We start from the raw sequence: 22,963 nt of genomic DNA on the forward strand, positions 1-22,963 counted from the left end.
TTTGCAACGTTCAATCGGCCCGGGGCCGCAACGTCGTGGCATGCGCCGCCATTCTTCTAGGGCTTGCTGGTGCACGAGCGTCCCGGGTAGGTGCACGGGCGCCACTGCCCGTCATACGGTTCCACTTCGCCTCTCGCGTCATGAAACACTGGTGATCAGCGCCGGGTCCCCGGAATCTACCCCTATCAGGAGCGAAGAGCCTAGATGACGGCAGCTGCTCGGCACCCCGGATATTCCCTGCTGGCCATTTTGCTGGTGGCAGTCGGCATCGGTCCCCTGCTGACCTACGGATTGAGCTCCGTGAGTGAACTGGTCATCACCGAGCTGGCCATTAGCGAGGCCCAATTTGGCCTCATTGCCACCGTCTGCTTCGGCGCCGGAGCCATTGGCAACGCAGTGTTCGGCCGCTTCACCGACAGGCAGCCCGATTCGCGTCTGCTGGTCCTGGTCTTTGCCCTAGCTAGCATGGCCCTACTCCTGGCAATGATTCCCGGCGGCTACGTATTGCTGCTGGTGGCCTCCGGCTGTGCCGGGCTTGCCCAGTCCTTTCCCAATGGGGTGACCAATCGGATCTTGGCCCAACGGGTGCCGGCTGAGCGAAGGATTGGCTGGATTGGGATCAAACAATCCGGGGTGCAGGTGAGCCAGTTGGTCGCCTCCCTGGGTTTCCCGGCGCTGGCGGCCTGGATCGGCTGGCGCGGAGCCAGTGGAGTGGGCGCAGTCTTCGCGATACTGCTGGGTGTGATCGCGGTGCGAGTACTCAGTGCCGTCCCGCTGCTGCCGCCAACACCCATCACAGTAGATTCGGCAGCCTCGGGGTCACCAACAGCTGCCCCCACCAGCATCAGGTTCACCATCTGGGCGCTGGCAGCCTTCGGCTTCATCAACGGCATGGGTGTACAAGCCACGAACATCTATCTCTCGCTCTATGCGGTGCGTGAACTGAACTTCTCCCTGGTACTCGGTGGTGCGGCCGCTGCGGTGGCCGGTGCCATCGGCGTGGCGGCACGCGTGGGCTGGGGTCGAATGATGTCCCGCGGCATGGCTGCCCCGCCGCTGTTATTACTGCTGGCCACCCTGGCGCTCGCCGGGGCCGGAGTTTTCTTGGCCGCCGGCGCTACCCATTCCGCTGTGCTCTTGTGGCTGGCGGTGGCCATGCACGGCGCTTCGGCACTGGGAGTTTCGGTGGTGCTGATGGCCGCGGTGGTGCGCGGCGTACCTTCTTCGTCGATGGGCATGGCTTCGGGGATGGTGTCCGCCGGTCAATTCGGCGGATTTACCGTTGGCCCGTTGGTCATGGGGACGCTAGTTGGCTCACCCGGCGGCTTCGCACTGGGCTGGACGGTCGTTGCGGGCATCTACCTGCTCAGCGTGATGCTGGGTCTCTACCTCGTGTTGCGCCGACGTCGACGCATCCGGGCGGCCTGAGCCACTAGGCCTCGGGTGCCGGCGGCCAACGACGGCAGTTACTGCTCGAGGGCCGTTGCGTGACTACCGGGTAAGTGCGCACGTTCTCCCTCACGGTCAAAAATCGTTAAGATCTCCACTGGCCCTCGATGTGCGCCAATGCGGTGCGGGACCATCGTTGAAAACTCGGCAGCTTGACCCTCGTGTACCAAAATGGTGCGTTCGCCCAGCAGCAGTGACACGGTTCCCGTCAGCACGGTAAACCACTCGCGACCGGGGTGAACACTCAGTTCACGGTCCTGAACCGATCGCTCCTGCGTGATACGCATCTTTGCCACGGCCCTGCCGTCATGAGAATGTTCACGCGAGAGCAGCCAGGTGGTGATGCCCGATTGGTGTTCGGGTTCGGGTCGAATCACCACGTCCTCGTCCGCTGTTGGTTCCACGAGTTGGTCAAGTGTGGTGCCTAAGGCTTTGGCCAGCGGAACGAGTTGGTCCAAGGCAATCCTGCGGTGGCCCGTCTCGATCCGGCTCAACGTGGAGGCACTCAGATAGCAACGCGCCGCCAAGGCGTCGAGGGACCACCCTTTGGCCAGCCGAAGTCCCTTGATGCGCTGCCGAATTACCGTATCCATGGTTACTTCTTGCGTCATACGCAAAAGTGTATGCCATTTACGCACGGCATGCTTATGCTGGAACCATGACTTCACACCACACACACCAGCACCAGCACCAGCACCAGCACCAGCACCAGCACACACCCTCGAACCACCAGACGCACCAGACGCACCAGACGCACCAGCATTCAGACGACGCAGCGATGGCGGAAATGCTCGATCGTGATGCTCAGGCACTCAAGGGGCATCTGCAGGAAATCCTTGAGTGGATCAAAACCCTAGCCGGCACTCCCGAACGAATATTAGATGTTGGCGCTGGCACCGGAACAGGGACATTTGCTCTGGCACATACCTTCCCGGAGGCCAAGGTCACGGCGTTGGATATCTCCGAATACATGCTCGACCGTTTGGCCGCCTCGGCGACTCATCACGGGCTGGCGGGTCGAGTCACCACACGGCAAGCAGATCTTGACGAATCTTGGCCAGCCCTCGGCGAGCTGGATTTGATCTGGGCGGCATCTTCTATGCACCACATGTCGGATGCTTCTCGGACCTTTAGTGACATCTACCAGAGCTTGGCTCCCGATGGTCTATTGGTGGTCGTTGAAATGGATAGCCTGCCACGCTACCTGCCCGACGATCTCGGGTGGGGTGTCCCAGGTCTTGAGCAGCGCTGCCACGATGTAGCAGCGGCGTGGGGTTGGAATGCGCACCCTGACTGGCGCCCAGCCCTCGAACAGGCCGGATTCACCGTGGCCGAGCAGCAAACATTCAGCTACGAACAATCGGAAAATCAGCAGCTGATCGCAGACGCCGCCCGGTCCTTCCTGTCACGCACGCGGGAGTCCCTTAATGATCACCTCTCCGCGGAAGATCTCAGCACAGTGGATCAATTATTGGATGAGCGCGCACCGCACTCACTGAGCAAGCGCACCGACCTGCTGATGCGTGGCAGCCGAACGGTCTGGGTAGCACGACGGAAATAGCTGGCCAGCGTGGCATCGGGTCACTAAGCCCCCTGCCATCAACGTGGGGCTAGGCCCCGAAGTCAGTCTCCGCGACACTGGAAACGCTGGCAGTGCGACCGGGTGCACCCTGAAATTGCCAGTACAGATTAATGTGCGAGATAGCCATCTCCGGAGGCGGAGCGCCCCATTCGGTCATATCGCTGGTGGTGTGCGCATCGGAAACCAGGGTGACGTCGTACCCGCGCGTGAACGCTCCATGGGCTGTGGATCGGATGCAGGCATCGGACTGTGCGCCGCTCAAGACCAGCCTGCCCACACCATTTTTTGACAGCACCGATTCGAGAGCAGTGGCTTCAAAGGCGTCACCGTACAACTTGTTGATGATTTCTTCGGACTCCGCCGGCGACAGCTCGGGGACAATCTTCCAGCCTTCACTGTTGAGCACGAGTTCGTCATCCGAGTGCTGCACCCAAATGACCGGCACGCTCAACTCTCGGGCCCGGGTCACCAGCAGCTGGATGTTGCCGATGGTCTCATCGCGGAGGTAGCCGTCGGCGAGCACGTCCGTCTGCGCATCGATGACCAAAAGCGCGGTATTGGATCGGTCGGTAAAGGTGCTCACGGTTAGTCCTATGCTGATGGGCTTTTGCTTTGCAGAATCTAACCTACGCGTCGGTGACGACGATTTGGAATACCTTTCCCGAGCATTTTCCAACGTGAAACGAGGTCTGAGCATAAAAAACCCCGCACCCGGATTCAGTGCTCGATCAGAACTACCGAGATGGAACGGGGTGCGGGATTTGTTAAGCTCACGATCATCCGGTGCGCTCCACCGAGGACGGGACGACACCAGACGTGATTAGCCTTGCTCTTTCTTCAGTTCTTCGGCCTTCTTTTTGAGAGCCTCGGCGGCTTTCTTCTTCTCCAGCGCGGCCTTCTTTTTAGCCTCTTCAGCCTTTTTCTTGGCTTCTTCGGCCTTCTTCTTTGCCTCGGCCTCGGCCTTAGCTTTTGCTTCCGCCTTAGCCTTGGCTTCGTCCGCCTTCTTTTCCGCAGCGGCTTCCGCCTTGGCTTTGGCCTTCGCCTTCTCCCGCGCTTCTTCTCGAGCCTCCGCGGCCGCTTCTGCTGCCGCTTTGGCCCGAGCTTCTGCGGCCTTCTGGGCCCGAATGATCGAGGCCTGTTTTGCCGAGAGGTTGTCCGCGATGTCCGTGGCTCGCTTGACTGCCGCGGTGATCACTGGCTCGTCGGTGGACTTTCGACCGTCCCAAATGGCCCTGCTAACGATGTCTCCCGTGGAATCAAGCAAGCGCAGTTCAACGGCTTTGGCCTTGGCCTCATCGATAACCTTGTTCACTTTTTCCAAGGCCTTCTCAACCTCGGAATATGATGATGGGATCTTTGGGTCCAAGGCATTCAGCTGGGCCACCGCATCGGCAACGCGGGAGGCGACGGTGCACTTTGCGTCCTTGCCGTACAGTCCCTTGGAGGCCTTTTTAGCAGTCTGTTCTGCTTTGTTGACCGAATCGTAGAATCGGTCGTTGGGTTCATAGGTGACGGCCACGCCGTAGCCCCCGGCGGCAATCTGGGCGTTAACAAGTTTCCCGCCCTTGTAAACTCCGGCGAGTGTTTGCCCTGATGGGTTCAGCCGGTTCACGTCATACTCAAGTTTAATAACGTCCCCGGGGGCGAGCAGGGTCTTGGTAAACGCCGCAGCCTCGGCACCGAGGCACTCGGCCGGCTGCTTCTTTGCCGCCGGAGCGGGTGTGTCGACGTTCGAAAGTCTAATGGTGGTTTCTATGCCGGATACGTTGGCCAAGACGGTGCCACCGTCGATGACACGGACAATCGTATGGACCTGATCCGAGTCCTTCGCCTGTGATGGAGTCTGCGTACAACCCGTGGCAATGAGGCCGAAGGCGAGCACGCTGGCAGCTATCGTGACCAGTCGACCCTGAGCCCCAAAGGCCGTTTTTGATTGCGCGAGCAAAGCTATTTCCCAACATAGGTTGAAGGTATGAGCGAACAAGCGAACAGTCTAGCGTCACAACGGCGTCCTTGAACACCCCTCCGAGGCGGGAGAAATGTAAACATATCCCCGTACCGGATTCACGGTGACTAGCAAGAATCCTCCGTGGTTCCCCTGCGCCACCAGCAGTTTTCTTACCTGACGGTAACCAAAAATCAGACCTTGAGAAGTCACAAGGCAGCCAACTTCATGATGCATTGCACAATGCTCAACGCTCACAACATGGTGCTGGTGAACCCTAAGGCCAAAGGTTGACATCGTATTCAGAGGCACCCTGACACGTCGTTTTCCCGCCGGGTCAGGAGCGATTCGTCGAGCCTGTTGACGTCGCTGCGGTGGATATTCTTGACAGTGAATCCTGAATCGCGCCTTGCGGGATTTTCGCCGTGTCAAACGGCGCAGCGGAGGACATTGGTTGGATACGAAAGTTCTGATTTTCAACTCACACATTATCTAGGTTCTGACACCCCGGGCGAGGGCAAATACACGATGCGTCAGGGCGGTGGATCGTGAAGTGAATATCAATGTCGCTCGCGCGCCCCTTTAGTTCCTGGGCTGGTGCGCGACGCGCTGCTACCTTGGGCGCATGACGCGATTTGTAATCGACCCCTTGGCGTTGCTGGCCTTGACCGATGGTGGCAAAGCGGTGGATCCGCTCCATCAACTGGTGGCGCCGAACTCGATCCGTTCGGCCCACCTCGAGCTATTGTTCCAGCGAGTGTGTGCTGGGTTGATGAGCGAGGCTCAGGCCTTGGAGACTCACGAGCGTGGCACGGCAATCAAGATTCGCCTTCTGGGCGACAGGGTCTCGAGGCGAACCGCCTGGAACTTGGCGCAAGAGCAGGGGTGGGCGAGTCTTCACCACGCCGAATATCTGGCCATCACGCGACTCCAAGCCGATGCACTGGTCGCGCTTGATCCGGTATTGATTGCGCATGCCCGCGAACTCGTGGAGGTCGCCCCGCTGGCACGGCTCTATGGCGATTAAGCGACACGCGGGCAACAATTGTGCAATTTGATGGCGTGAATCCACCGACGACAGGGACGGCACCGGCGGAAAGCCGAATGCAACGGATATCAAACACCCTTATTTGCACGGCTTCCAGCTTTGGCCGCCGGGTGCATAACAACGTGGTCCGGTATATCCAGGATATGAACCACCACCACTGTCCTTCTGTTCCTTCACCGGCGCTCGGTACGTCGTCGGTGGCGCCGCCTGACGACGACGTTCGGCCGCACGTGCCGCCGCGGCTTCGCGCTCGGCTGCCCGCTGAGCTGCTGCCTCGCGCTCAGCTGCGGCTTTCACCACCGCGGTGCGTTCGGCTTCCGCTTGGGCTTGGGCCTTTGCTTCGGCCTTGGCTTCGGCCTTGGCCTTGGCCCGAGCGGCCTCCGCCGCCTTGTCCTTTTTGGCCTGGACGAGCGCCGCTTGCTTGGCCACGAGTTTCGTTTTAATTCTTGTGGCTCGCTCCATACCGGAATTGATCAACGCGGTATAGCTGCCCTTCTTCACCGCCCAGACGACTGAGGCAGCCACGTCAGAAGAATCCGCGAGTGCCCGCAGTGTCTTAGTCTTGGCCTTGCCCACCGCGATGGCGGCAGTAACAACGGCGAGCGACGAGTCAACATCTGCTGCGGTTGCGGGGACGGTGTCGGAGAGTTCACTCAGACCTTCCACCACCGTGTCCGCCAAGGCCGGAACCGTGCACTCAATGTTCTTTGCAAAAAGACCCGCATTGTTTCCTTCAGCCTCTTCTTGGGCAGCCAGCACCTCTGCGTAGAAACGATCGTTGGGTTCAAAAAGCACCGCCACGCCGAGCCCGGCCGCGGCGATGTCGGCATTTACCAAACTCTTATCCTTATATACGCCGGCAAGCGTGCGCCCATACTGATCCAGACGGGTGACGTCGTACTCGAGGGTCACCTTGTCACCGGGCCGGAGCATCGACTCCGTGAAGGTGGTTGCCTCGTTGCCTAGGCATTGCACGGGCCGATTTGGCGCCTTGGTTTCGGGAGTATCGATATTCAGGAGACGAACCGTGGTTTCTTTTCCCGACACAGTGGCCACGACCGTATCGCCGTCAATGACTCGGATGATCGTGGCTTCGGCAGCGCTTCCGTCGGCCGCAGGCGGCGCCGCTTGGGTACAGGCCGTTGCTCCCAGAGATACGACGGCTAGACCTAGCATCATCGTCCCGAGGCGGCCCACGGATACACGCTCCGAACGAAACCCCACGCGCATTACTTTCCCCCGATGCAGTTCATAGATCCCCACGTCTTGGAGCCAAGTATAGACATACCTTTCCAGCAGGCAGGCAGGCTCTTCGAGCCGGAAGGACAGAAGCAGGGATCGGATGAAACGATGCCGCCGAAGCGTCAGATATTGGGACGTGGGCTACGGCCGGGTGGTAGGTCCAGTTGAGTCATCTTTCTCAACGCGTTTTCGGTCTCGCCAGGCTCCGGTGGACCAAAGAGTCAGGATGATCAGCAGCGGCTGGAAGAAGAGACGGATGAACCGCTGCGCATCGGTATCCAGTCCAAATCCGTCCCGTCCGTGGAGCCATTGCGCCACGTTCCCGGGGAACACGGCAACAAAAAACAGCGCAACCGCCCAGCCTACGGGCACCCGCCACCGGGCCAGAAGCAGCAGCGCCAGACCCAGAAGAATTTCGATTATTCCGGAGCCGAGGACCACCAGGTCCGCGTTCAACGGCACAAATTCCGGAACCTGCGCCCGAAATTCCGCTCGCGCGATCGTAAGATGACTCGTCCCGGCGGCGAGGAGGAACGCGCCCAGCAGGATACGCATGGCCGAGCGCGGCCAGGAGGTGGCTTCACTGGAGGTTCGGAGCCTGCGAACCCAGCTCCCGGAAGGCTTAGTCATCGGAGACAAGGACAGTTACCTCGATGTTGCCACGGGTCGCATTTGAGTAGGGGCAGACCTGGTGTGCCGCATCGGCGAGGGCCTGAGCCTGTTCGTGGGGCATGTCGGGGATGATGACCTCGAGCTCAACGGCCAGCTGGTAGCCACCGGTTTCTAGTTGTCCGAAGTGCACGCGGCCGCCGACGGTGGAGTTCTCGACCTTGACCTTTTGAGTTCGGGCAACGAGCTGCAGTGCCGAATGGAAGCAGGCAGCAAAGCCTGCGGCAAAGAGCTGCTCGGGATTCGTGCCGTTCCCGGAGCCACCCAATTCCTTCGGTGGAGTCATCGCCACGTCGAGGGTGCCATCGGAGGTAAAGACGCGTCCTTCACGTCCCTGGCCGGTGGAGAGTGCTTCGGCGGTGTACAGGGTGTTCATGATGTGCCTTTCAGCGGTTGATTTAAAGGAAATCGATGGGGCATTAATCGTTGCGTTGCTGCGTTCATCCCAATACCGGGGACGCTAAGACCGGCGCTCAGTCCGCGACGGGTATGCCGTTGCGCATGGTCGTGGTCAGTTGCTGAAGTGTGGCGATCAGCTCGCGGGCAGCTGCCAAATCCGGCAGCCCAAAGCACCGCGCTATGAGAGCCGGGACATGTCCGAGCTCTTCACGCATTTGGGCGGCGTGGGCGGTGGCGGCGATAGTGACGATCCGCTGATCCTTTGTCTCGCGGGTGCGCACGACCAGATCCTTGGATTCCATTCGCCGCAGAAGTGGCGAGAGGGTCCCGGAATCAAGTTGAAGCATCTCCCCCAGTTCATGCACCGACTTAGAACCCTCGCGCCAGAGCACTACCAACACCAGATATTGCGGATAGGTCAGATCCCACGGGGCAAGAAGCTCGGAGTAGGCCCTGGTAGTGGCGCGCGTGGCGGAGTAGAGGGAAAAGCAGACCATTTCATCGACAACTGACATGCCAATAATCATTGCACACAACTCGGTTGTGCACAACTAATTGTTTTGTAAGTCGCCTCATACTCTCCGTGACGGCTGCCAGAGTCCGTGGCGCTCTCTGGCAGCCGGCCCACCAATCAGTTCGGGAGCTGAGTGATTTAGCGGCGCCCGGTGAAGTGCTCCATGGACTTATAAACCCCGAAGACCCGCCCCGCCACCACGTCCCAGGCGGCAAGCGGCAACACACCGCGCAACGCGGTGCTCAGTTTCACCGTCCAGGGCATCATCAGCATGGGCTGACCATCCTTCATGGCCTGCCACACCCGGTCGGTCACGGCTTTCGGCTCAAGCAAAGGCGTTAATAGTGGACCACGCGCTCCTTCGAACATTCCGGTCTTGATATACGAGGGACAGAAAGTCGTCACCTTGATGTGTCGATGCCCCGCCTGTTCCAACTCCAGACGCAACGAGTCGCTCCACCCGATGACCGCCCATTTGGACGAGGAATACACGCTCATCCTTGGGTTCGAAAGCAGTCCCGCGGCCGACGCGACATTCACGATCCGCGAGGTGCGCCCACGAGAGATCATGGCAGGAAGGAATTCGCGAGTGATGTGCATCAGCGCAAGCGCATTGATATTCATGGTGGCAGCAATATCGGTGCGCTGGTCGTGTTCCCAGAAGTACTTACCGCGCACAATCCCCGCATTGTTGATCAACACGTCCGGCTCCCCGGCGCCACTGCGCACCTGTTTGGCGGCGGCCTCAATGGATTCGAACCGACCCACGTCGACCACCTGTGTGTGAATTTCGCTGCCCTGACCGCTCAGCTCAGCCGCGGCTTTCTCGAGCTGCTCGGCATTAATGTCCCAGAGAATGACATGGCTGGCGTGATCACGCACCGCGAGCTCGGCATACATCCGGCCCATGCCCATGGCCGCTCCGGTGATCAACACCGTTGATCCGGCCAGGGTTCCGATGCTTTGGCTCATGGTTTCTCCTTTAGTGGTGATGCAATGGAAGCTTCCCCGGTGGCGGGTGCCTCGGCCGTAGCTGCGGGGATGAGCTTTCCGGGATTCATGATGCCCGTCGGATCAAGACTTTCCTTGATCCGTCTTAACATCTCAAGTCCCAGGGTGCCGATTTCTGAGCTCATGTAGGGGGCATGGTCGATGCCCACCCCGTTATGATGGGTGATGGTGGCCCCGGCCGCAACGATGGCCGCGGAGGCCGCCTTCTTGACGCGGGCATTTTGTTCCAGCCCATCGCGCTCCAGGCCACCGAGGTAGGTGAAATAGAGCGAGGCACCGTCGGGGTAGACGTGGGAAATGTGGGTCTGCACGTATCCGGAACCGCCGCTGGCCGCCAGGGCGTCCAGGATCGCGCCGCGCACCGCGGTGTAGGTGCTCTGGAGTTGACTCCACGTGGCGGCGGTTTCTAGGGTCTCAACGAACACGCCGCGCGTGAGCAATTCATCACGCAGATAAGGTCCGGAAAAGCGCCCGCGTTCCCAGGCCAGCGCCGGCATGGGGCCGAGCGGGATCCCGCCGGCAGCGCGCAGGATCCTCGCGCTGCGCCGCTTGCGAGCGGCCGTTTCGCGAGCTTCTCCCTCCCAGAGAAAGAGGGCCAGGGCGGGCCTTTGCTGAGAGCGCAGCCCGAGGTACGTGGCCAGAACCGCGGTCTTGGTTCCGCCGAGCTTGAAGGTGGCTGCGGTCTCGTCGGTATCGCTGAGCCGGCAGACATGGGGCATGTCCCCGCGGACACCCTCCTGGCGCATTTTTCGCAGGGCCTCGGCTCCGGCGGCAAACGACGGGAAAGACCACGCGCCGTGACGCTTATGTTGGGGCAACGGTTGAACGACTACGGTGGCGGAGGTGATCAAGCCAAGAGTGCCCTCGGATCCCAGGATCACATCCAGCAACTTCGGCCCGGCCGCGGTTCCGGGGGCCAACGAGCCAACGTCGAGCGGACCCACCGGGGTTTCTACATGCGCGGACTTGACCACATCATCGGAGCGGCCGTAGCCGGTGGAGGCTTGTCCGGCCGAACGTGTTGCCAGGTAGCCACCCAGGGTCGCTTCCTGGTGGCTTTGTGGGAAGTGACCAAGCGTGAAACCCAGCGGTTCCAGTACTGCTTCGATCGCCGGTCCCCGGATGCCCGCCTCAAAGGTGGCGGTGCACGAGAGCACATCGAAGTGCAAAAGCCTGTCCATGCGCCGCATATCCAGCGCGAGCACGCCCTCGAGCTGCCCGCGCAGGGGTTCCACTCCCCCGACCACGGAGGTACCGCCACCAAAAGTGACCACGGCCAGACGCCGCCGAACGCACAATTCCAGAATCCACCTCACATCCTGCTCACTGCCGGGGAAGAGCACCGCGTCGGGCGCCTGCCGAGCGTCCCCGGCGCGGATGCGCAGCAGGTCCGGGGTGCTCTTGCCGCCCGAGTGGAGTAGGCGTTCGGTACGGTCGGTGGAGACGTGAGCGTCCCCGAGGAGCTCGCGCAGTTCCTCCAGTGTTTCACCATCAAGGGAAACCTCGCCAAGGTGTACTTCAGCGAAGTCAACGGGCGGATGGGACGGATCCACACTGCGAAGTCTCAGGGTCGTGCGCAGGTATTCGAGGGCACCTTCGGACAGCGGCCGGGCTCGGGAGGGGTCACCCCAGCCGTACCAAACCGAGCGGGGAATCTCCTCTGTGTTCTGCGTCACCATGAGATACAGTGTTACACATGCCGTCACAACGTACCAGCAGCCCCGGCGATGACAAGCTCCTGATCGCCACACGCGAGGCGGTCGTTCGCCACGGGGTACGCCGGACTACCGCCAATGACATTGCCGAACGGGCAGGGGTCTCCCGCATGACCTTCTACCGGCGCATGGGCTCGGTTGAAAACGCGGTATTGGCCACCCTGACCCGGGAGTTCCGCACCGTCGCTGCCGATGTCCGCTCGACCTCCCCCACCGGCACCGGCCGCGACGAGTTGGTGCATTTTGCCATCCACTGCGTGCGCCTCTTTGCCACCTCCGAACTTCTGGACTCCATTGCCGAGCGTGACCCCGAGTTCCTCATTCCCTATGTGACCGACAGATTTGGTGCGAGCCAGCAACTGATCCTTGCTGAGATCCAGTGCCTGATCACCGCTGGGCTGGCGGATCACAGCATTCGGGCGACACCCGCTACCGCCACAACATTGCTGCTCGCCCTGCAAGGCCTGGCCCTCTCGGCGCGACTGCTACGCAAAACCGGTGCCCTGGAAGAATCGCTCGTGGAGCTCGAAACGATGATCACCCGCCATTTGACGCCCTCCGCTGCTCCTGAAGCAGGAGCCGAATCGTGAGCCCCGAAGATAAGACCTGGATCAACGACGCCACCCGGCTCCACTAGCTGGAGCACCTGCGCACACACACCGTGGACGTGGCGGTCGTTGGCGGCGGAATCACCGGGGCCGGCGTGGCCCTTGATGCGGCGAGCCGCGGCCTATCGGTGGCGTTACTCGAATCCCGGGATTTCGGCTCCGGTTCCAGCGGTTACAGCTCCAAGCTCATCCACGGTGGGCTGCGTTATCTGGCCACGGGCGACCTCGCCGTCGCGTGGGAATCGGCGGTGGAGCGGCGCTGGCTGATGGAATCGATCGCACCGCACCTGATCCGACCGCTGGGCTTCATCATCCCCGACACCACCGGTACCCGGCGCACGGAGACCGCCGCTGCGGGCGCCGGTGTCCTGCTTTATGACCTCCTGCGCCGGGCCTCAGCAGCAACATCCTTCCGCGGCCCCAACTACTGTCGAAACAGGCCGTCGCGGCCATGGCGCCGGCGCTGGATAACCCCGGGCTGCGCCGCGGGCTACTGTACTGGGACGGCCAGGTGATCGATGACGCGCGGCTGGTGATCTCCGTGGTGCGCACCGCCGCCGGCCTCGGCGCACACCTGCTGCGCGATTTCCGGGCCACCTCGATCACCGCCTCGTCGGTGGATGCACTCGACACGCGCACCGGTGAGCGCCTTGATATCAGAGCCCGGACCGTCATCAACGCCGCCGGCGTCTGGGCCGCCGATTTTGATACCTCCCTGAGCGTGGTCCCCAGCCGTGGCAGCCACCTGGTGGTACGGGCCGAACGGCTGGGCAACCCACACGCGGCGCACACCGTAGCGGTGCCCGGACACTTCGGAAGATTCGTGTTTGTGCTGCCGCAGCCCGGCGGCTTGGTATACATCGGACTCACCGATGAGGAGGACCGCGCCGCCGATGGGCACCACCCCGCCGTGCCGGCGCACGACATCGATTTTCTGCTCGGCACCGTCAATCGCGTCCTCGGTGTCCCGCTGCAACGCTGCGACGTGGTCGGTTCGTTTGCCGGGTTGCGCCCGCTGGTGCGCTCCGCCCAGCCCGGGGAAACCGATCCCACCGCCGATATCTCCCGCAACCATCTGGTGCGCGATGTCCACGGCGAAGCGATCACCGTGGTGGGCGGCAAACTCACCACCTACCGCCGCATGGCGCAGGACGCGGTGGACGCCGCCGCCGCTCGACTCGGACGCTCCACCCCGAGCCGAACCAAGAGGCTTCCGCTGATCGGCGCCGCACCGCGTGCCACGCTGGCCAACATCGGGGCACCGGCACGACTGGTTGCCAAATACGGCTCCGAGGCACCGGCCGTGCACCAGCTCGCTGGAACACACCGCCTGCTGGCCGAACCGCTCTTCATCGGCACACAAATCACCGGGGCCGAACTACTCTTCGCCATCCGCGCTGAGGCGGCAACAAGCCTCGAAGACTTACTTGAGCGCCGGACCCGGCTTTCCCTCGTTCCCGAGGACGCTGCCAGGGCACGCGGGCGCGCCGCTGAAATTCTGGCCCTGGCCGCCGCCACCCCATTCGCCACAGGAACCACCAAATGAAGGCTCCCGCCCCCGGCCCTGCCCTGCTACTGGTCAACCCGACCTCGGGCCGCGGCCGCGGCCGCAGGCTCTGGGAGCAGACCGCCGCCGCCCTGCACGCGGCGGGATACACCCCCACCGTGCATCTCACCGAAAACCTCACCGAAGCCACCCAGAGGGCACGCACCGCGGCACCCGGATCGCTGATAGCGGCACTGGGCGGGGACGGTTTCCTCGGCGCAACGGCCGCCGGAGCCAAAGAATCCGGAGCCGTGCTGCTGCCTCTGGCTGGGGGCCGTGGCAACGACACGATCCGCCGCATCGCGCTGAACCTGGACCCGGTGCGAACCGTCAGGGACCTTTCGGAGCTGGTGGTGCGCGACATGGAACTGGGGCTGGTCAACGGCCGTCCCTACTTAGGTGTCGCCAACGTCGGTTTCGACGCGCTGGCCAATGACTACGGCAACAGCGCACGGATCAACCTCGGACCATTCGTCTATCTCTACGGCGGACTGCGGGCGTTCGCCGAATGGCGCAACGTCACCTTCACGCTCGAGGTGGACGGAGTGAGAAGCAGCGTTCCGGGCTGGTTTGTCGCCGTGGGCAACGTCGGGCAGTACGGCGGAGGCCTGCGCATTTGTCCGCAGGCCAGGATCGACGACGGCCTGCTGGACATCGTCGCCTTGGGCAGGGCGGGCATCGTGGGCGTTGCCATGACCTTCCTGCGCTCCTACCGGGGCAACCACGTGCGCCAGGAAAACGTCTCCTTCACACGCGGCCGAGTGATCACCCTCAACGCCAGCAAGCCATTGGATATCTTTGCCGACGGGGAAAACGTCGGCCGGTTGCCGGCAACGATCACAATCCTGCCCGCAGCCCTCCAGGTGCTGGTGCCAAAGAATTCCCCGGTCTTCTGCTGACCCGCAGCCGAATCGGCAGTCCACAATTTTTTCGACGCTCACGGAGTCCATGCGCCACGGTGCGCCTTCACGTCCCGTCCGGGGAAGAACCTCGTGTCATACACCGGTTGGCGGGGACATGAAAGATAATCAAGGGGTTGCACGCCTTGGGTGGGACGTGCGGCGACGGGAACGGGCCCCTGCCCGGTCCTTGCGGCGCATCGGGCGGGACCCGGAACGCCAGCCACGGGGCCACGGTGGTCCCCGGTAATCGAAAAGCGAGGTCTTGCCATGTCACGAACGGTCAAAGCGCTGGTCCCAAAGAAACACCCAGCACTTTCCCCGAGACGGGGGCGTGGGGCCACGGGCCCGCGCGCGCTCAGTTTGCTGATGGCCGCTGGCCTGTGCCTGGCGCTGGGCGCCATTCCCGCACGGGCGGCCGTGAGCGTGCAGATGGCGGAGGATCCCGGACCGGTCGGCAGTTTTGAATGGAAGGGCTTCAACTGGCAGAAGCGCTTCTGGAGCGGGGGTCCGCAGTTTAATAGAATTTTTGATCCGGCGAATGTCAGCAGTCCGGATGCCAACGGATACGTCACCCTGAAGCTGTCCAACCCCACCGGTTCCGCGCCCGCTGGCGCGGAGATCCAGTCAACCCGGGAGGGTTTCGGCTATGGAACCTACAGCACCACCGTCGCCAAGAACGTCAGTGCCCTGCAGCCCGAAGTCGTCTGGGGATGCCTGTTCACCTACGACCCCGAGGCGGATCCGGGCTACAACGAAATTGATCTGTGTGAGGCGTCCGCATGGGGCGGCGGCGGAGCATATGGCGAGAACTGGCCGGTGACCCAGGGCCACGGCTACTGGTTCGATGCCTTGCTGCCACCGGGTGAGGGAAATAGCACCATAACCTTTCCCACTACGACCAATGTGGTGACGACCCACCGGCTTTTCTGGGAACCATCGAAGTTAACCTTTGAGACCTACGCCGGCACGGGATTCACCGGGACGCTGCTCAAGCGAACCGTGATGCAGGGCGCCACGGTTCCGGTTCCGGCCAAGGAGGCCGTCCACTTTAACTTGTGGGTCACCGGCGGGGGCGGCGGCGACCCGTTGCATGTTGCGCCCGAGACGGTAGTCATCCGCGACTTCTCCTATGCGCCCCTGGCTACGCTCACCGCACCGACGCCCACAATCAGCGGGACACTTCGCACAGGAAACACGCTCACGGCGAACCCCGGCACCTGGACCACCGGCACCACGCTGAAGTACCAGTGGTACCGATCGGGAGCCGCCATCTCCGGGGCCACCGCCAAGACCTACACGCTCGCCGCCATCGATGCCGCGGACACCATCAAGGTCCGCGTAACCGGTTCCAAGACCGGTTATACGACGGTGTCCAAGTACTCGGCCGCCACCGCTCCGGTGTCTTAACCCGCTGATGGCGCCGGGAATCGCGGGTCATTTGACCCGGTTCCCGGCGCCATCAAGAGCCAGTGGTGTACCTAGGACTTGCGCGCGCGGACCGGGACGATCCGTTTGATGGCCAGTCCGAGGGCCAGCATGGCGAAGCCTGCCAGGGCGAACCAGAATATTTGTCCCGCACCAGTCATGGCGAGGGTCGCCGAACCGGCGCCTGCGGCCATGGGGATCGTTGGGTTGTTGTACATTTTTTTACCAAACCTTTTTCTTGTTAAACATTGCATCCATGTATGCCTTGGCGTGGACAGCCTGTAAGAAGAGGTCAATGACCGTTTCGTACATGGTCGCCGCCAACAGCATGTATTTCCATCCCCTGAGCCGCACTGTCACGATCCGCTCGAGGACAAACACTCCGGTCACCGCCATCCAGAAGGCATGGAGGTGAAGTCCCGCGCCCGACCCCACGGCGTAGCCGATCGAGGCCAAGTACGCCACGGTGACCAGGACGCCGACCATGGATAGGAGTTGGCGCCCCCAGTAGGGACGGGTGACCTTGGTCCAGCCGTACTGCACGCAGTTTTCCACCGCGCCCCTTTTCCATCTCAGGCGTTGGGCCCACAACTCGCGCCAGGTCGGCATGACCTCGGTGACCAGGGTGCAGTCGGCCGGCGAAAGGATGTTGAACCCCAGGGTGAGTAGTGCGAAGGAAAGTTCATTGTCTTCGGTCAGCACCGAGGTGTCGTAGACCCCGCCTCGTCCGTTGCCCGCCGGCAGCGAGCCCTGGGTTCTGGCTAGGGATACGCCCCGCAGCGTTCGCACCCGGAACAGCGCCGCTGTTCCGGTCACGACGAGGCATTTGCCGTTTAGGCGCTTGACGTCCCGGGCGTATCGGGAATACTCGTTGCGTTGCAGGTGGCCGACGAATCCTCCGCCCGGACCGCCGCGAAACACGCCGCCAACCGCACCGAGCTTGTCGTCGGAACCGAGATGGCTGACGGCGTTCTCGATAAAGTCTGGTGCCAGTTGCGAGTCCGCATCCTGAACCAGGATCAGGTCATCCGGGTCTGCGCCCTCGAGCAGTTGGCCGAGCGCGAAGTTCAGCGCGCCGGCCTTCTTGTCCGTGTTGCCCACCGTGCAGATGACTTCCGCACCCTGAGCCAGGGCCAGTTGCTCCGTGTTGTCGGTGCAGTTGTCCGCAATGACGATCACCCGGTCTGGACGCCGGGTTTGTTGTCCCAGCGATTCCAGGGTCTCAATGATTGCTTCGGCTTCATTGTGTGCCGGTACCAGGACGGTGACCACGCCGCCGGTGGCCCGGTGTGAAGCGCGGGAGGACTCCGCGTTGGAAGCCTGCAATATTGAAGCGAGATCGCTTGCTCCAATGGTGTTTTCGTGCCGCATCGGGTCCTCCCCAGATCGTGTTTCCTTGCCGTTTTTCAACTTTGACATGGGTATCTCAACTCAACGGCAAGAAATCCGCAGCAAAGGAACAGGACTGAAACAGGAACGGATCAAGAAAACCTGCAGGTGTACGGTGCATCACTTCCAACGGGTTATTCAGCTCCTCCCGTCCCCGGAAGGGGACCACGGCATCACGCGCCGGCCCGTCCGACTCACGCCTGGCCGCCCTGGCCCCGGGTGGCGGATCTAGGGTTCAGCCCGATTGATCGAAATGTTCAGAGACATGAGAATTCCCCAGGACGGGAGGTAGGTCAGATGACGTGTTTTTAAGGTCAGTCATCTTGCTCGGATCGGCGGGTCCCTGGCCTCCGGTTCCAGAACATTGAGGTTTCTGGGGGGCATCCGGGGTATCGCGTCGCTGACCTTGCCGTCGCGATTCAGCCGGCGCGGCGGCGAATCGGCGGTCTCTGCCAAGGACGTGAAATTAGGTGGCACGCTGCGTCTGCGCAAGGTGCCACCCACGGACGGATCTAGCTCAGCATCGAGGGCAACATTCGCGTGGGCCGCGTTGAGGCCAACGCCGTCCATGGCGCCGAGGCCGACACGAGGGGGCGAACGGACCGGCCGGCTTCGGTGTTGTGGGCATGCGGAGCGCCTTCACCCCGTGGAACCGGTGGGCCGATGGATCGGTGGTTTTGACCGTTCGGCGGGAAAACCTCTCGGCCGGCTCCGCCGATTCCCCGGTGAGTGGAGGCGGATTATTTGTCGGCGGCCACGGTAACACCGCCGGGATCCCTGACCTCGGCACGGTGGAGTTGGAACGACTGAGCACCCGGGGACGTTTTTTCGACGGAAGCATGGCGCCGAGATCCCGGATTTGATCGGCCACGGCGTCCGCATTGTTGGCGGCAACCGGACCAAACAGGTGCTCAACCTCGGAACGACCCCCAACCACGGGAGGGCGACATGGTCCCGGGCAACTGAGGCAAGGTGGCATCGTGGACAGCCAAGGGCAACGTCACCGCGCACGGCGCCAGCGGCATCGGATTTCTGAACTTCGGCGCCATCAACGCCTTCAGCGCCGAAGGCCCAATCAAAACCATCGGAAACGGGTCGGTGGGCATACGGCTCAGCCGCGAGCTGCCGAAACCGACCATCAGGGAAACTGTCAACCGCCAGCAGCACCGGCGAATCGCTACTCACGGGCATGCCTCAGTCGCACACGGCGATCGGGTTGAGCCGGAGGCCTTCCGGGAGCATCGGGGAGCTGGCCTATTGGTGGCCCCGTAGCGCGCAGTAGCCTGCGGAAGCGAGTGGAGGCATGGGCGAAGGCATCTAGCTAGACGCTGGCCGCCAGGTCCTCGGGGACAACTCCCCGCCGTGGCTGATGTGCGCCCGCACCTTCGCTGCCCATGGTCGCGTAAGTTGGCATTGCACCGGGAGCCACGAGGAGGGTTCGTCTGCGACCCGGTCGCGGGCGGCAGCCAACGTCGGCGCGATGACCAGCGCACAGGAACCTAGCGTGGGGGCAGGGCGCTTCACCGGTATTGGCGCCAGCAATTTGCGCCACTCACCGCCGGGATGAGCAAAAAGCGCGCAGGGCAAGAAAATGCGGGCCGGGAAGTTGTGCACAATACACCGCTCCCCGGCCCGCAGGCGTGCTGGCCCTTGGGTCTTAGCCGACTGCCACACGGATCTTGTTGGCCCATGGATCATCAAAACGTAGTTCGGCACCGGTGTGGTGGTTAGCAACCCCGGCAACGTTCAGACGATCGGCCAGGGCGCCAACCTCGTCATTGTTTGGCACGGTGATGACAACTTCTCCTAGGCCCAGAGTGTCCTTGCGGGGTCCGGCACCGCGGGAGTTCCACACGTTCATGGCCATGTGGTGGTGGTATCCACCGGCGGAAACAAAGAGCGCCTGGCCGTGGAAGCTAGTGGTCTTGGCAAAGCCCAGCGTGTCAACGTAGAACTTCTCGGCCGTGGCGACGTCGCCAACTTGCAGGTGGACGTGACCGATGCCGGCGCTAGCGCTGGTCAGTCCGCTGACGGCAGCCTCGTTGACGTGTTTGTTGAGGTACTCGTTCGGATCAAGATAAATGGTGTCCATGGCTACGGTATCCCCGTTCCAGGTCCAGGTATCGCGGGGCCGGTCCCAATAGAGCTCGATACCATTGCCCTCGGGGTCGTTGAAGTAGAAGGCTTCGGAAACCAAGTGATCCGAGCTGCCGGTGAACAGCGAGCCATCGAACTGCGCGGCGGCCAGCACGGTGGCAGCGAGATCCGATTGCGAGTCAAAGAGCAGTGCGGTGTGGAATAGCCCGGCCTCGCCGCGGGACGGAAGGCTCAGGCCCTTGCCGTCGGAGAGGTGGACAAGTTCGAGTCCACGGCGCCCGAGTGCGGTACCGGCCGCTCCTTCGGAGAGAATCTCGAGGCCCAGGGCCTTCTGGTAGTAGGTGCTCATCTTTTTCATGTCGCCGACCTTGAGCATGACGGTGCCCATGGCCAGATCTGCTGACAGTTGGTCTTGGGTGCTGGTGCTCATGGCGGTGACTCCTTGGAATGCGGCTGGTGGCTTGTTCTGGTTCAAGTATTGCACTCTTTTGTTGAAGCTACAACTAATTAAGATGCTTCCTCGGTCACAGCAGAACCGGCGGGAGACGTGCCCGGAGCCTCGACGCCCCGATCGAAAATGCTAATTTACAAATTGTCGATTTCTTGCCATGGACAATAGTGTGTGTGACACAGTATCGTGTGAAACATGATCGATGAAGAGGTCCTGGCCGGACACCAGCAAGAACTTCGCCGCGGAACCGTGGTGATGGCCGCGCTGGCCACCCTAGAAACGCCGGGCTACGGTTACGGCCTGCTAGCGGTGCTGGAGAAATCTGGGCTGAGCGTGGATGCCAACACGCTTTACCCGCTGTTGCGTCGCCTGGAAAAACAGGAACTATTGGACGCCGAGTGGGACACCTCCGAGTCCCGTCCACGCAAGATGTACAAGACCAGTCAGGCCGGCAGAAGCCTGCTTGACTCGCTCACGGCCGAGTGGAACCACTTGGCCACTTCCCTCAACGCACTGCGTTCCGAAGAACCAAATACACCCCTCAAGGAGTTGCCATGAGCAGCTTGTCCAGCCGATACGTCACGGCCGTGTCCCGATCCGTGCCCGAATCCCAACGTGAAGATGTGGAGGCCGAGGTCACTGCGGCCATCGCAGACCTGAGAGAGGCACGCCTCGATGCCGGGACCCCGCAGGAGGATGTCGAGCGCGCCGTGCTGCTGGAACTCGGTGATCCGATGCGTCTGGCGGCCGACTATTCGAACAAACCTCTCCACCTGATTGGCCCCGACTACTTCCCCACGTATATCCGCCTGCTTAAGATCCTTGCGGCCACCGTGTTGCCGGTCGTTGCTTTCGCGGTGATGCTGGGTAAATTGCTCAGCGGTGGTGATGCTGGCGAAATCGTTTCCGGTGGAATCCTCGCCGGACTTGGTGTGGCCATGCACATGTTCTTCTGGGTCACCCTGATCTTTGCGCTCATTGAGCGCAACCCCGGTTCCAAGGAGGCGAAACCGAAGTGGGACCCGACGACGCTTCCGGACACCCCGGCAGGAGGAGTACGTTTGGGCGACACCATTGCGGCGGTGCTCGTGGCACTCATTGCCGTAGCCTACCTACCGTGGCAACACTTCAACTCTCCCTTTATGGATGCGCAGGGCCAATCGATGCCGACTCTCAACACCGAGCTATGGCCATTCTGGATTCCCCTGCTGATGGCTGGCCTTTTGGCCACCGCGGTGCTGGAGTTTGTCCGCTATCGTGCCGGCGGCTGGTCGTGGCGCTTCGTGGCCATCAACACCATCCTGGAACTACTGGTTGCCGTACCTGTGGTTTGGCTAGCTGCCACCGATTCCTTGTTTGAGCCACGTTTTATCGCCCGCTTGGTCACCGAGGGGTGGTCAGATGCGTCCCTGCACCTGAATGTAACGATCATCATCATCACTATCGGCGTCGTGATCTGGAATCTGATTGATCCGTTGCGCAAGGTCCGCCGCGACACAGCCATGCGCGCAAAGCCCGTCGGCAGCTTGAGCTAACGGGGTGCAGCTATTCACTAGCCCATGAGGTTGCGTTGCAAACGTCATTATCTGGCAGGATCCCGCTCTCGGTTCCGCGTGGCTGCCACGTCTCAGCTCTCATCCATCTTCGACCACGAATGGGGTTCAGGCCAGTCGCAATCTGGTCAGCTCGATGATCTTGTGCCTCCGCTAGAGCGCGGCCTCCGATCGATCATCGCCTCGTAACCGCCGAGCAAAGGCTCGGATATTTGTCGGCCCGACTGCAGATCTGAGAGATCATCATGAACGTGGGCTCGTGGCACAGTGGCTGATGTCATTGGTAGGGCGGGACGAGCGCAGCTAGGGCAAACAAGAATATAGCGGTGGCGGAAGGCATAGGCCCATAACGCACTCCTATCTAACCCCTAGCGCCCCAGCCAACGGCATCGGTGCGTCATCACCGTGGTTGATTCCCCCGCAAAGATCGTTCGGAGACGTAAATGGGTGCAGATCCCGAACGTGGAATCTGCACCCATTTACTTTTTCACGCTACCGTTCACCAGATCGGAACCGCGCTTCGTCCTTAGGTCAAAGCCAACCTTTGACAAGGAACTTAGTTGTCGTTGCTGCCGAATCCGCCCTGCTGGGACTCGCCGCCGAACTCCGACTGCTCTTCACTGCTACCGGAGTTACCAAACTGGCTGGAACCCGAACCTTCGGACTCCTGGTCGCTACCGAAGCCACCGGACTGCTCTTCGTTGCTGCCGAATCCACCCTGCTGGGACTCGCCACCGAAGCCACCGGGCTGCTCTTCGTTGCTGCCGAATCCGCCCTGCTGGGACTCGCCACCGAACTCCGACTGCTCTTCGCTGCTACCGGAGTTGCCAAACTGACTGGAACCCGAACCATCGGACACCTGGTCGCTACCGAAGCCACCGGACTGCTCGCTGCTGCTGTTCGAGTTGCCGGACTGGCCCTCCGAAGATTCATCGGAGTCCTGCTCGTTACCGAAGGTACCTGAACCGGCTTCCCCGCCCGTCAGGTTCTGCTCCTCATTGTCGTTCTGGTTTCCGAACTGTTCGGAGTTGTATTCATCTGACTTGATTTTCTCCTTGCGGTCTTCGACCCCTGTCCTAGCGGGATGACAAGACCCAATGTAACGACCGAATAACGTAGCCGCAACCCTTTTTTCACACCCGATTGAACGGTCTTCAATCCACTTAAAACCGCGCAACGTTTGTGATGAGGGGCGGAATTCGTTCATATCCGGACACCTTGCCCCAAGATCATCGGTGCCCGCGAACGACACTTCGGAACGCCTCGGCGCCGATTCCAGAAAACAATTGATCCAGGATTCGAGGCGCCTCTCAGCCTGAGATCTAGGCACTTGATGCCGTTCCATAACGCTCGGCCGGGCCACTGTCACCCCAGAGTTCGAGCGGAGTACAGGCAACGGTTTACAGTGATTGGCGCGG

24 protein-coding genes are annotated in these 22,963 nt (G+C 61.7%); 12 read left to right on the forward strand and 12 right to left on the reverse strand.

The window, feature by feature from the left end:
* Positions 1-204: 204 nt before the first annotated feature.
* The gene (locus KUF55_RS10140) at positions 205-1,428 is read left to right on the forward strand and encodes an MFS transporter (RefSeq protein ID WP_218816545.1); all 1,224 of its coding nucleotides are present in this window, start codon (positions 205-207) and stop codon (positions 1,426-1,428) included.
* Between the two features lie 38 nt (positions 1,429-1,466).
* Here KUF55_RS10140 and KUF55_RS10145 read toward each other — a convergent pair whose 3' ends face one another.
* Entirely contained in the window at positions 1,467-2,060 is a 594-nt protein-coding gene (locus tag KUF55_RS10145) for a helix-turn-helix domain-containing protein (protein WP_132357912.1), read from the reverse strand.
* A gap of 47 nt (positions 2,061-2,107) precedes the next feature.
* Between KUF55_RS10145 and KUF55_RS10150 the strand changes: the two genes are divergently transcribed.
* Complete coding sequence (locus KUF55_RS10150; RefSeq protein WP_218816546.1) at positions 2,108-3,010, forward strand: trans-aconitate 2-methyltransferase; 903 nt, start codon at positions 2,108-2,110, stop codon at positions 3,008-3,010.
* Between the two features lie 49 nt (positions 3,011-3,059).
* On the opposite strand, the gene KUF55_RS10155 is transcribed toward KUF55_RS10150, so the two are convergent.
* Positions 3,060-3,614, reverse strand: a complete 555-nt coding sequence (locus KUF55_RS10155; RefSeq protein WP_132357916.1) for a cysteine hydrolase family protein — start codon at positions 3,612-3,614, stop codon at positions 3,060-3,062.
* A gap of 237 nt (positions 3,615-3,851) precedes the next feature.
* Positions 3,852-4,976 (reverse strand): thermonuclease family protein, encoded by a 1,125-nt coding sequence (locus tag KUF55_RS10160; protein WP_218816547.1) that lies wholly within the window; start codon positions 4,974-4,976, stop codon positions 3,852-3,854.
* Between the two features lie 625 nt (positions 4,977-5,601).
* On the opposite strand from KUF55_RS10160, the gene KUF55_RS10165 reads away from it, so the two are divergent.
* Positions 5,602-6,003 carry a hypothetical protein gene (locus tag KUF55_RS10165; RefSeq protein WP_218816548.1) on the forward strand — a complete coding sequence of 134 codons (402 nt, stop codon included), beginning with the start codon at positions 5,602-5,604 and terminating at the stop codon, positions 6,001-6,003.
* 99 nt (positions 6,004-6,102) lie between these two features.
* Here KUF55_RS10165 and KUF55_RS10170 read toward each other — a convergent pair whose 3' ends face one another.
* From KUF55_RS10170 to KUF55_RS10195, 6 genes are all read right to left on the reverse strand, one after another.
* Complete coding sequence (locus KUF55_RS10170; RefSeq protein WP_218816549.1) at positions 6,103-7,248, reverse strand: thermonuclease family protein; 1,146 nt, start codon at positions 7,246-7,248, stop codon at positions 6,103-6,105.
* A gap of 159 nt (positions 7,249-7,407) precedes the next feature.
* A complete protein-coding gene (locus KUF55_RS10175; protein ID WP_132360977.1) occupies positions 7,408-7,896 on the reverse strand; it encodes a hypothetical protein in 489 nt (162 codons plus the stop codon).
* On the reverse strand, positions 7,889-8,311 hold the full coding sequence (locus tag KUF55_RS10180) for an organic hydroperoxide resistance protein (RefSeq protein WP_132357924.1): 423 nt from the start codon (positions 8,309-8,311) through the stop codon (positions 7,889-7,891). Before KUF55_RS10180 ends, KUF55_RS10175 begins: the two co-directional genes overlap by 8 nt.
* Positions 8,312-8,408: 97 nt before the next feature.
* Positions 8,409-8,849, reverse strand: coding sequence for a MarR family winged helix-turn-helix transcriptional regulator (locus KUF55_RS10185; protein WP_255556957.1), 441 nt, complete (start codon positions 8,847-8,849; stop codon positions 8,409-8,411).
* 137 nt (positions 8,850-8,986) lie between these two features.
* Positions 8,987-9,820, reverse strand: a complete 834-nt coding sequence (locus KUF55_RS10190; protein WP_218816550.1) for an SDR family oxidoreductase — start codon at positions 9,818-9,820, stop codon at positions 8,987-8,989.
* Positions 9,817-11,538 carry an FAD-binding oxidoreductase gene (locus KUF55_RS10195; RefSeq protein WP_218816551.1) on the reverse strand — a complete coding sequence of 574 codons (1,722 nt, stop codon included), beginning with the start codon at positions 11,536-11,538 and terminating at the stop codon, positions 9,817-9,819. Before KUF55_RS10195 ends, KUF55_RS10190 begins: the two co-directional genes overlap by 4 nt.
* A 17-nt stretch (positions 11,539-11,555) precedes the next feature.
* Between KUF55_RS10195 and KUF55_RS10200 the strand changes: the two genes are divergently transcribed.
* The 5 genes from KUF55_RS10200 to KUF55_RS10220 all read left to right on the forward strand — a co-directional run bounded on the left by KUF55_RS10200 (position 11,556) and on the right by KUF55_RS10220 (position 16,037).
* A complete protein-coding gene (locus KUF55_RS10200) occupies positions 11,556-12,164 on the forward strand; it encodes a TetR/AcrR family transcriptional regulator (RefSeq protein WP_218816552.1) in 609 nt (202 codons plus the stop codon).
* Positions 12,165-12,235: 71 nt separating this feature from the next.
* Positions 12,236-12,697 carry an FAD-dependent oxidoreductase gene (locus KUF55_RS10205; RefSeq protein WP_218816553.1) on the forward strand — a complete coding sequence of 154 codons (462 nt, stop codon included), beginning with the start codon at positions 12,236-12,238 and terminating at the stop codon, positions 12,695-12,697.
* Positions 12,634-13,728: a glycerol-3-phosphate dehydrogenase/oxidase gene (locus tag KUF55_RS10210; RefSeq protein ID WP_218816554.1), complete on the forward strand. Its 1,095-nt coding sequence runs from the start codon at positions 12,634-12,636 to the stop codon at positions 13,726-13,728. The genes KUF55_RS10205 and KUF55_RS10210 overlap by 64 nt, the downstream gene beginning before the upstream one ends.
* Positions 13,725-14,627, forward strand: coding sequence for a diacylglycerol kinase family protein (locus KUF55_RS10215; protein WP_218816555.1), 903 nt, complete (start codon positions 13,725-13,727; stop codon positions 14,625-14,627). The genes KUF55_RS10210 and KUF55_RS10215 overlap by 4 nt, the downstream gene beginning before the upstream one ends.
* 270 nt (positions 14,628-14,897) lie before the next feature.
* Positions 14,898-16,037: a hypothetical protein gene (locus tag KUF55_RS10220; protein ID WP_218816556.1), complete on the forward strand. Its 1,140-nt coding sequence runs from the start codon at positions 14,898-14,900 to the stop codon at positions 16,035-16,037.
* A 71-nt stretch (positions 16,038-16,108) separates the two neighbouring features.
* Here KUF55_RS10220 and KUF55_RS10225 read toward each other — a convergent pair whose 3' ends face one another.
* A complete protein-coding gene (locus tag KUF55_RS10225; protein WP_168153098.1) occupies positions 16,109-16,273 on the reverse strand; it encodes a hypothetical protein in 165 nt (54 codons plus the stop codon).
* Positions 16,274-16,277: 4 nt separating this feature from the next.
* The gene (locus KUF55_RS10230) at positions 16,278-17,474 is read right to left on the reverse strand and encodes a glycosyltransferase family 2 protein (protein WP_255556961.1); all 1,197 of its coding nucleotides are present in this window, start codon (positions 17,472-17,474) and stop codon (positions 16,278-16,280) included.
* 942 nt (positions 17,475-18,416) lie between these two features.
* On the opposite strand from KUF55_RS10230, the gene KUF55_RS10235 reads away from it, so the two are divergent.
* Positions 18,417-18,716, forward strand: coding sequence for a hypothetical protein (locus KUF55_RS10235; RefSeq protein ID WP_218816557.1), 300 nt, complete (start codon positions 18,417-18,419; stop codon positions 18,714-18,716).
* 385 nt (positions 18,717-19,101) lie between these two features.
* Here the strand turns inward: KUF55_RS10235 and KUF55_RS10240 are convergent, their stop codons facing one another.
* Positions 19,102-19,971 carry a VOC family protein gene (locus KUF55_RS10240; protein WP_218816558.1) on the reverse strand — a complete coding sequence of 290 codons (870 nt, stop codon included), beginning with the start codon at positions 19,969-19,971 and terminating at the stop codon, positions 19,102-19,104.
* Between the two features lie 216 nt (positions 19,972-20,187).
* Between KUF55_RS10240 and KUF55_RS10245 the strand changes: the two genes are divergently transcribed.
* From KUF55_RS10245 to KUF55_RS10255, 3 genes are all read left to right on the forward strand, one after another.
* A complete protein-coding gene (locus tag KUF55_RS10245) occupies positions 20,188-20,550 on the forward strand; it encodes a PadR family transcriptional regulator (RefSeq protein ID WP_132357944.1) in 363 nt (120 codons plus the stop codon).
* A complete protein-coding gene (locus KUF55_RS10250) occupies positions 20,547-21,527 on the forward strand; it encodes a hypothetical protein (protein WP_218816559.1) in 981 nt (326 codons plus the stop codon). The genes KUF55_RS10245 and KUF55_RS10250 overlap by 4 nt, the downstream gene beginning before the upstream one ends.
* Before the next feature lie 562 nt (positions 21,528-22,089).
* Positions 22,090-22,509 carry a hypothetical protein gene (locus KUF55_RS10255; RefSeq protein ID WP_218816560.1) on the forward strand — a complete coding sequence of 140 codons (420 nt, stop codon included), beginning with the start codon at positions 22,090-22,092 and terminating at the stop codon, positions 22,507-22,509.
* The last annotated feature ends 454 nt before the right edge of the window (positions 22,510-22,963 follow it).

This window comes from Paeniglutamicibacter sp. Y32M11 (assembly GCF_019285735.1).
Taxonomy (GTDB): domain Bacteria; phylum Actinomycetota; class Actinomycetes; order Actinomycetales; family Micrococcaceae; genus Paeniglutamicibacter.

What these genes read in the sequence shown, in the direction of transcription:
- KUF55_RS10140 (WP_218816545.1), top strand. Translation starts at nt 205, where the DNA reads ATGACGGCAGCTGCTCGGCACCCCGGATATTCCCTGCTGGCCATTTTG.
- KUF55_RS10145 (WP_132357912.1), bottom strand. Translation starts at nt 2,060, where the DNA reads ATGACGCAAGAAGTAACCATGGATACGGTAATTCGGCAGCGCATCAAG.
- KUF55_RS10150 (WP_218816546.1), top strand. Translation starts at nt 2,108, where the DNA reads ATGACTTCACACCACACACACCAGCACCAGCACCAGCACCAGCACCAG.
- KUF55_RS10165 (WP_218816548.1), top strand. Translation starts at nt 5,602, where the DNA reads ATGACGCGATTTGTAATCGACCCCTTGGCGTTGCTGGCCTTGACCGAT.
- KUF55_RS10175 (WP_132360977.1), bottom strand. Translation starts at nt 7,896, where the DNA reads ATGACTAAGCCTTCCGGGAGCTGGGTTCGCAGGCTCCGAACCTCCAGT.
- KUF55_RS10180 (WP_132357924.1), bottom strand. Translation starts at nt 8,311, where the DNA reads ATGAACACCCTGTACACCGCCGAAGCACTCTCCACCGGCCAGGGACGT.
- KUF55_RS10185 (WP_255556957.1), bottom strand. Translation starts at nt 8,849, where the DNA reads ATGTCAGTTGTCGATGAAATGGTCTGCTTTTCCCTCTACTCCGCCACG.
- KUF55_RS10190 (WP_218816550.1), bottom strand. Translation starts at nt 9,820, where the DNA reads ATGAGCCAAAGCATCGGAACCCTGGCCGGATCAACGGTGTTGATCACC.
- KUF55_RS10195 (WP_218816551.1), bottom strand. Translation starts at nt 11,538, where the DNA reads ATGGTGACGCAGAACACAGAGGAGATTCCCCGCTCGGTTTGGTACGGC.
- KUF55_RS10200 (WP_218816552.1), top strand. Translation starts at nt 11,556, where the DNA reads ATGCCGTCACAACGTACCAGCAGCCCCGGCGATGACAAGCTCCTGATC.
- KUF55_RS10210 (WP_218816554.1), top strand. Translation starts at nt 12,634, where the DNA reads ATGGCGCCGGCGCTGGATAACCCCGGGCTGCGCCGCGGGCTACTGTAC.
- KUF55_RS10215 (WP_218816555.1), top strand. Translation starts at nt 13,725, where the DNA reads ATGAAGGCTCCCGCCCCCGGCCCTGCCCTGCTACTGGTCAACCCGACC.
- KUF55_RS10220 (WP_218816556.1), top strand. Translation starts at nt 14,898, where the DNA reads ATGTCACGAACGGTCAAAGCGCTGGTCCCAAAGAAACACCCAGCACTT.
- KUF55_RS10225 (WP_168153098.1), bottom strand. Translation starts at nt 16,273, where the DNA reads ATGTACAACAACCCAACGATCCCCATGGCCGCAGGCGCCGGTTCGGCG.
- KUF55_RS10230 (WP_255556961.1), bottom strand. Translation starts at nt 17,474, where the DNA reads ATGTCAAAGTTGAAAAACGGCAAGGAAACACGATCTGGGGAGGACCCG.
- KUF55_RS10240 (WP_218816558.1), bottom strand. Translation starts at nt 19,971, where the DNA reads ATGAGCACCAGCACCCAAGACCAACTGTCAGCAGATCTGGCCATGGGC.
- KUF55_RS10245 (WP_132357944.1), top strand. Translation starts at nt 20,188, where the DNA reads ATGATCGATGAAGAGGTCCTGGCCGGACACCAGCAAGAACTTCGCCGC.
- KUF55_RS10250 (WP_218816559.1), top strand. Translation starts at nt 20,547, where the DNA reads ATGAGCAGCTTGTCCAGCCGATACGTCACGGCCGTGTCCCGATCCGTG.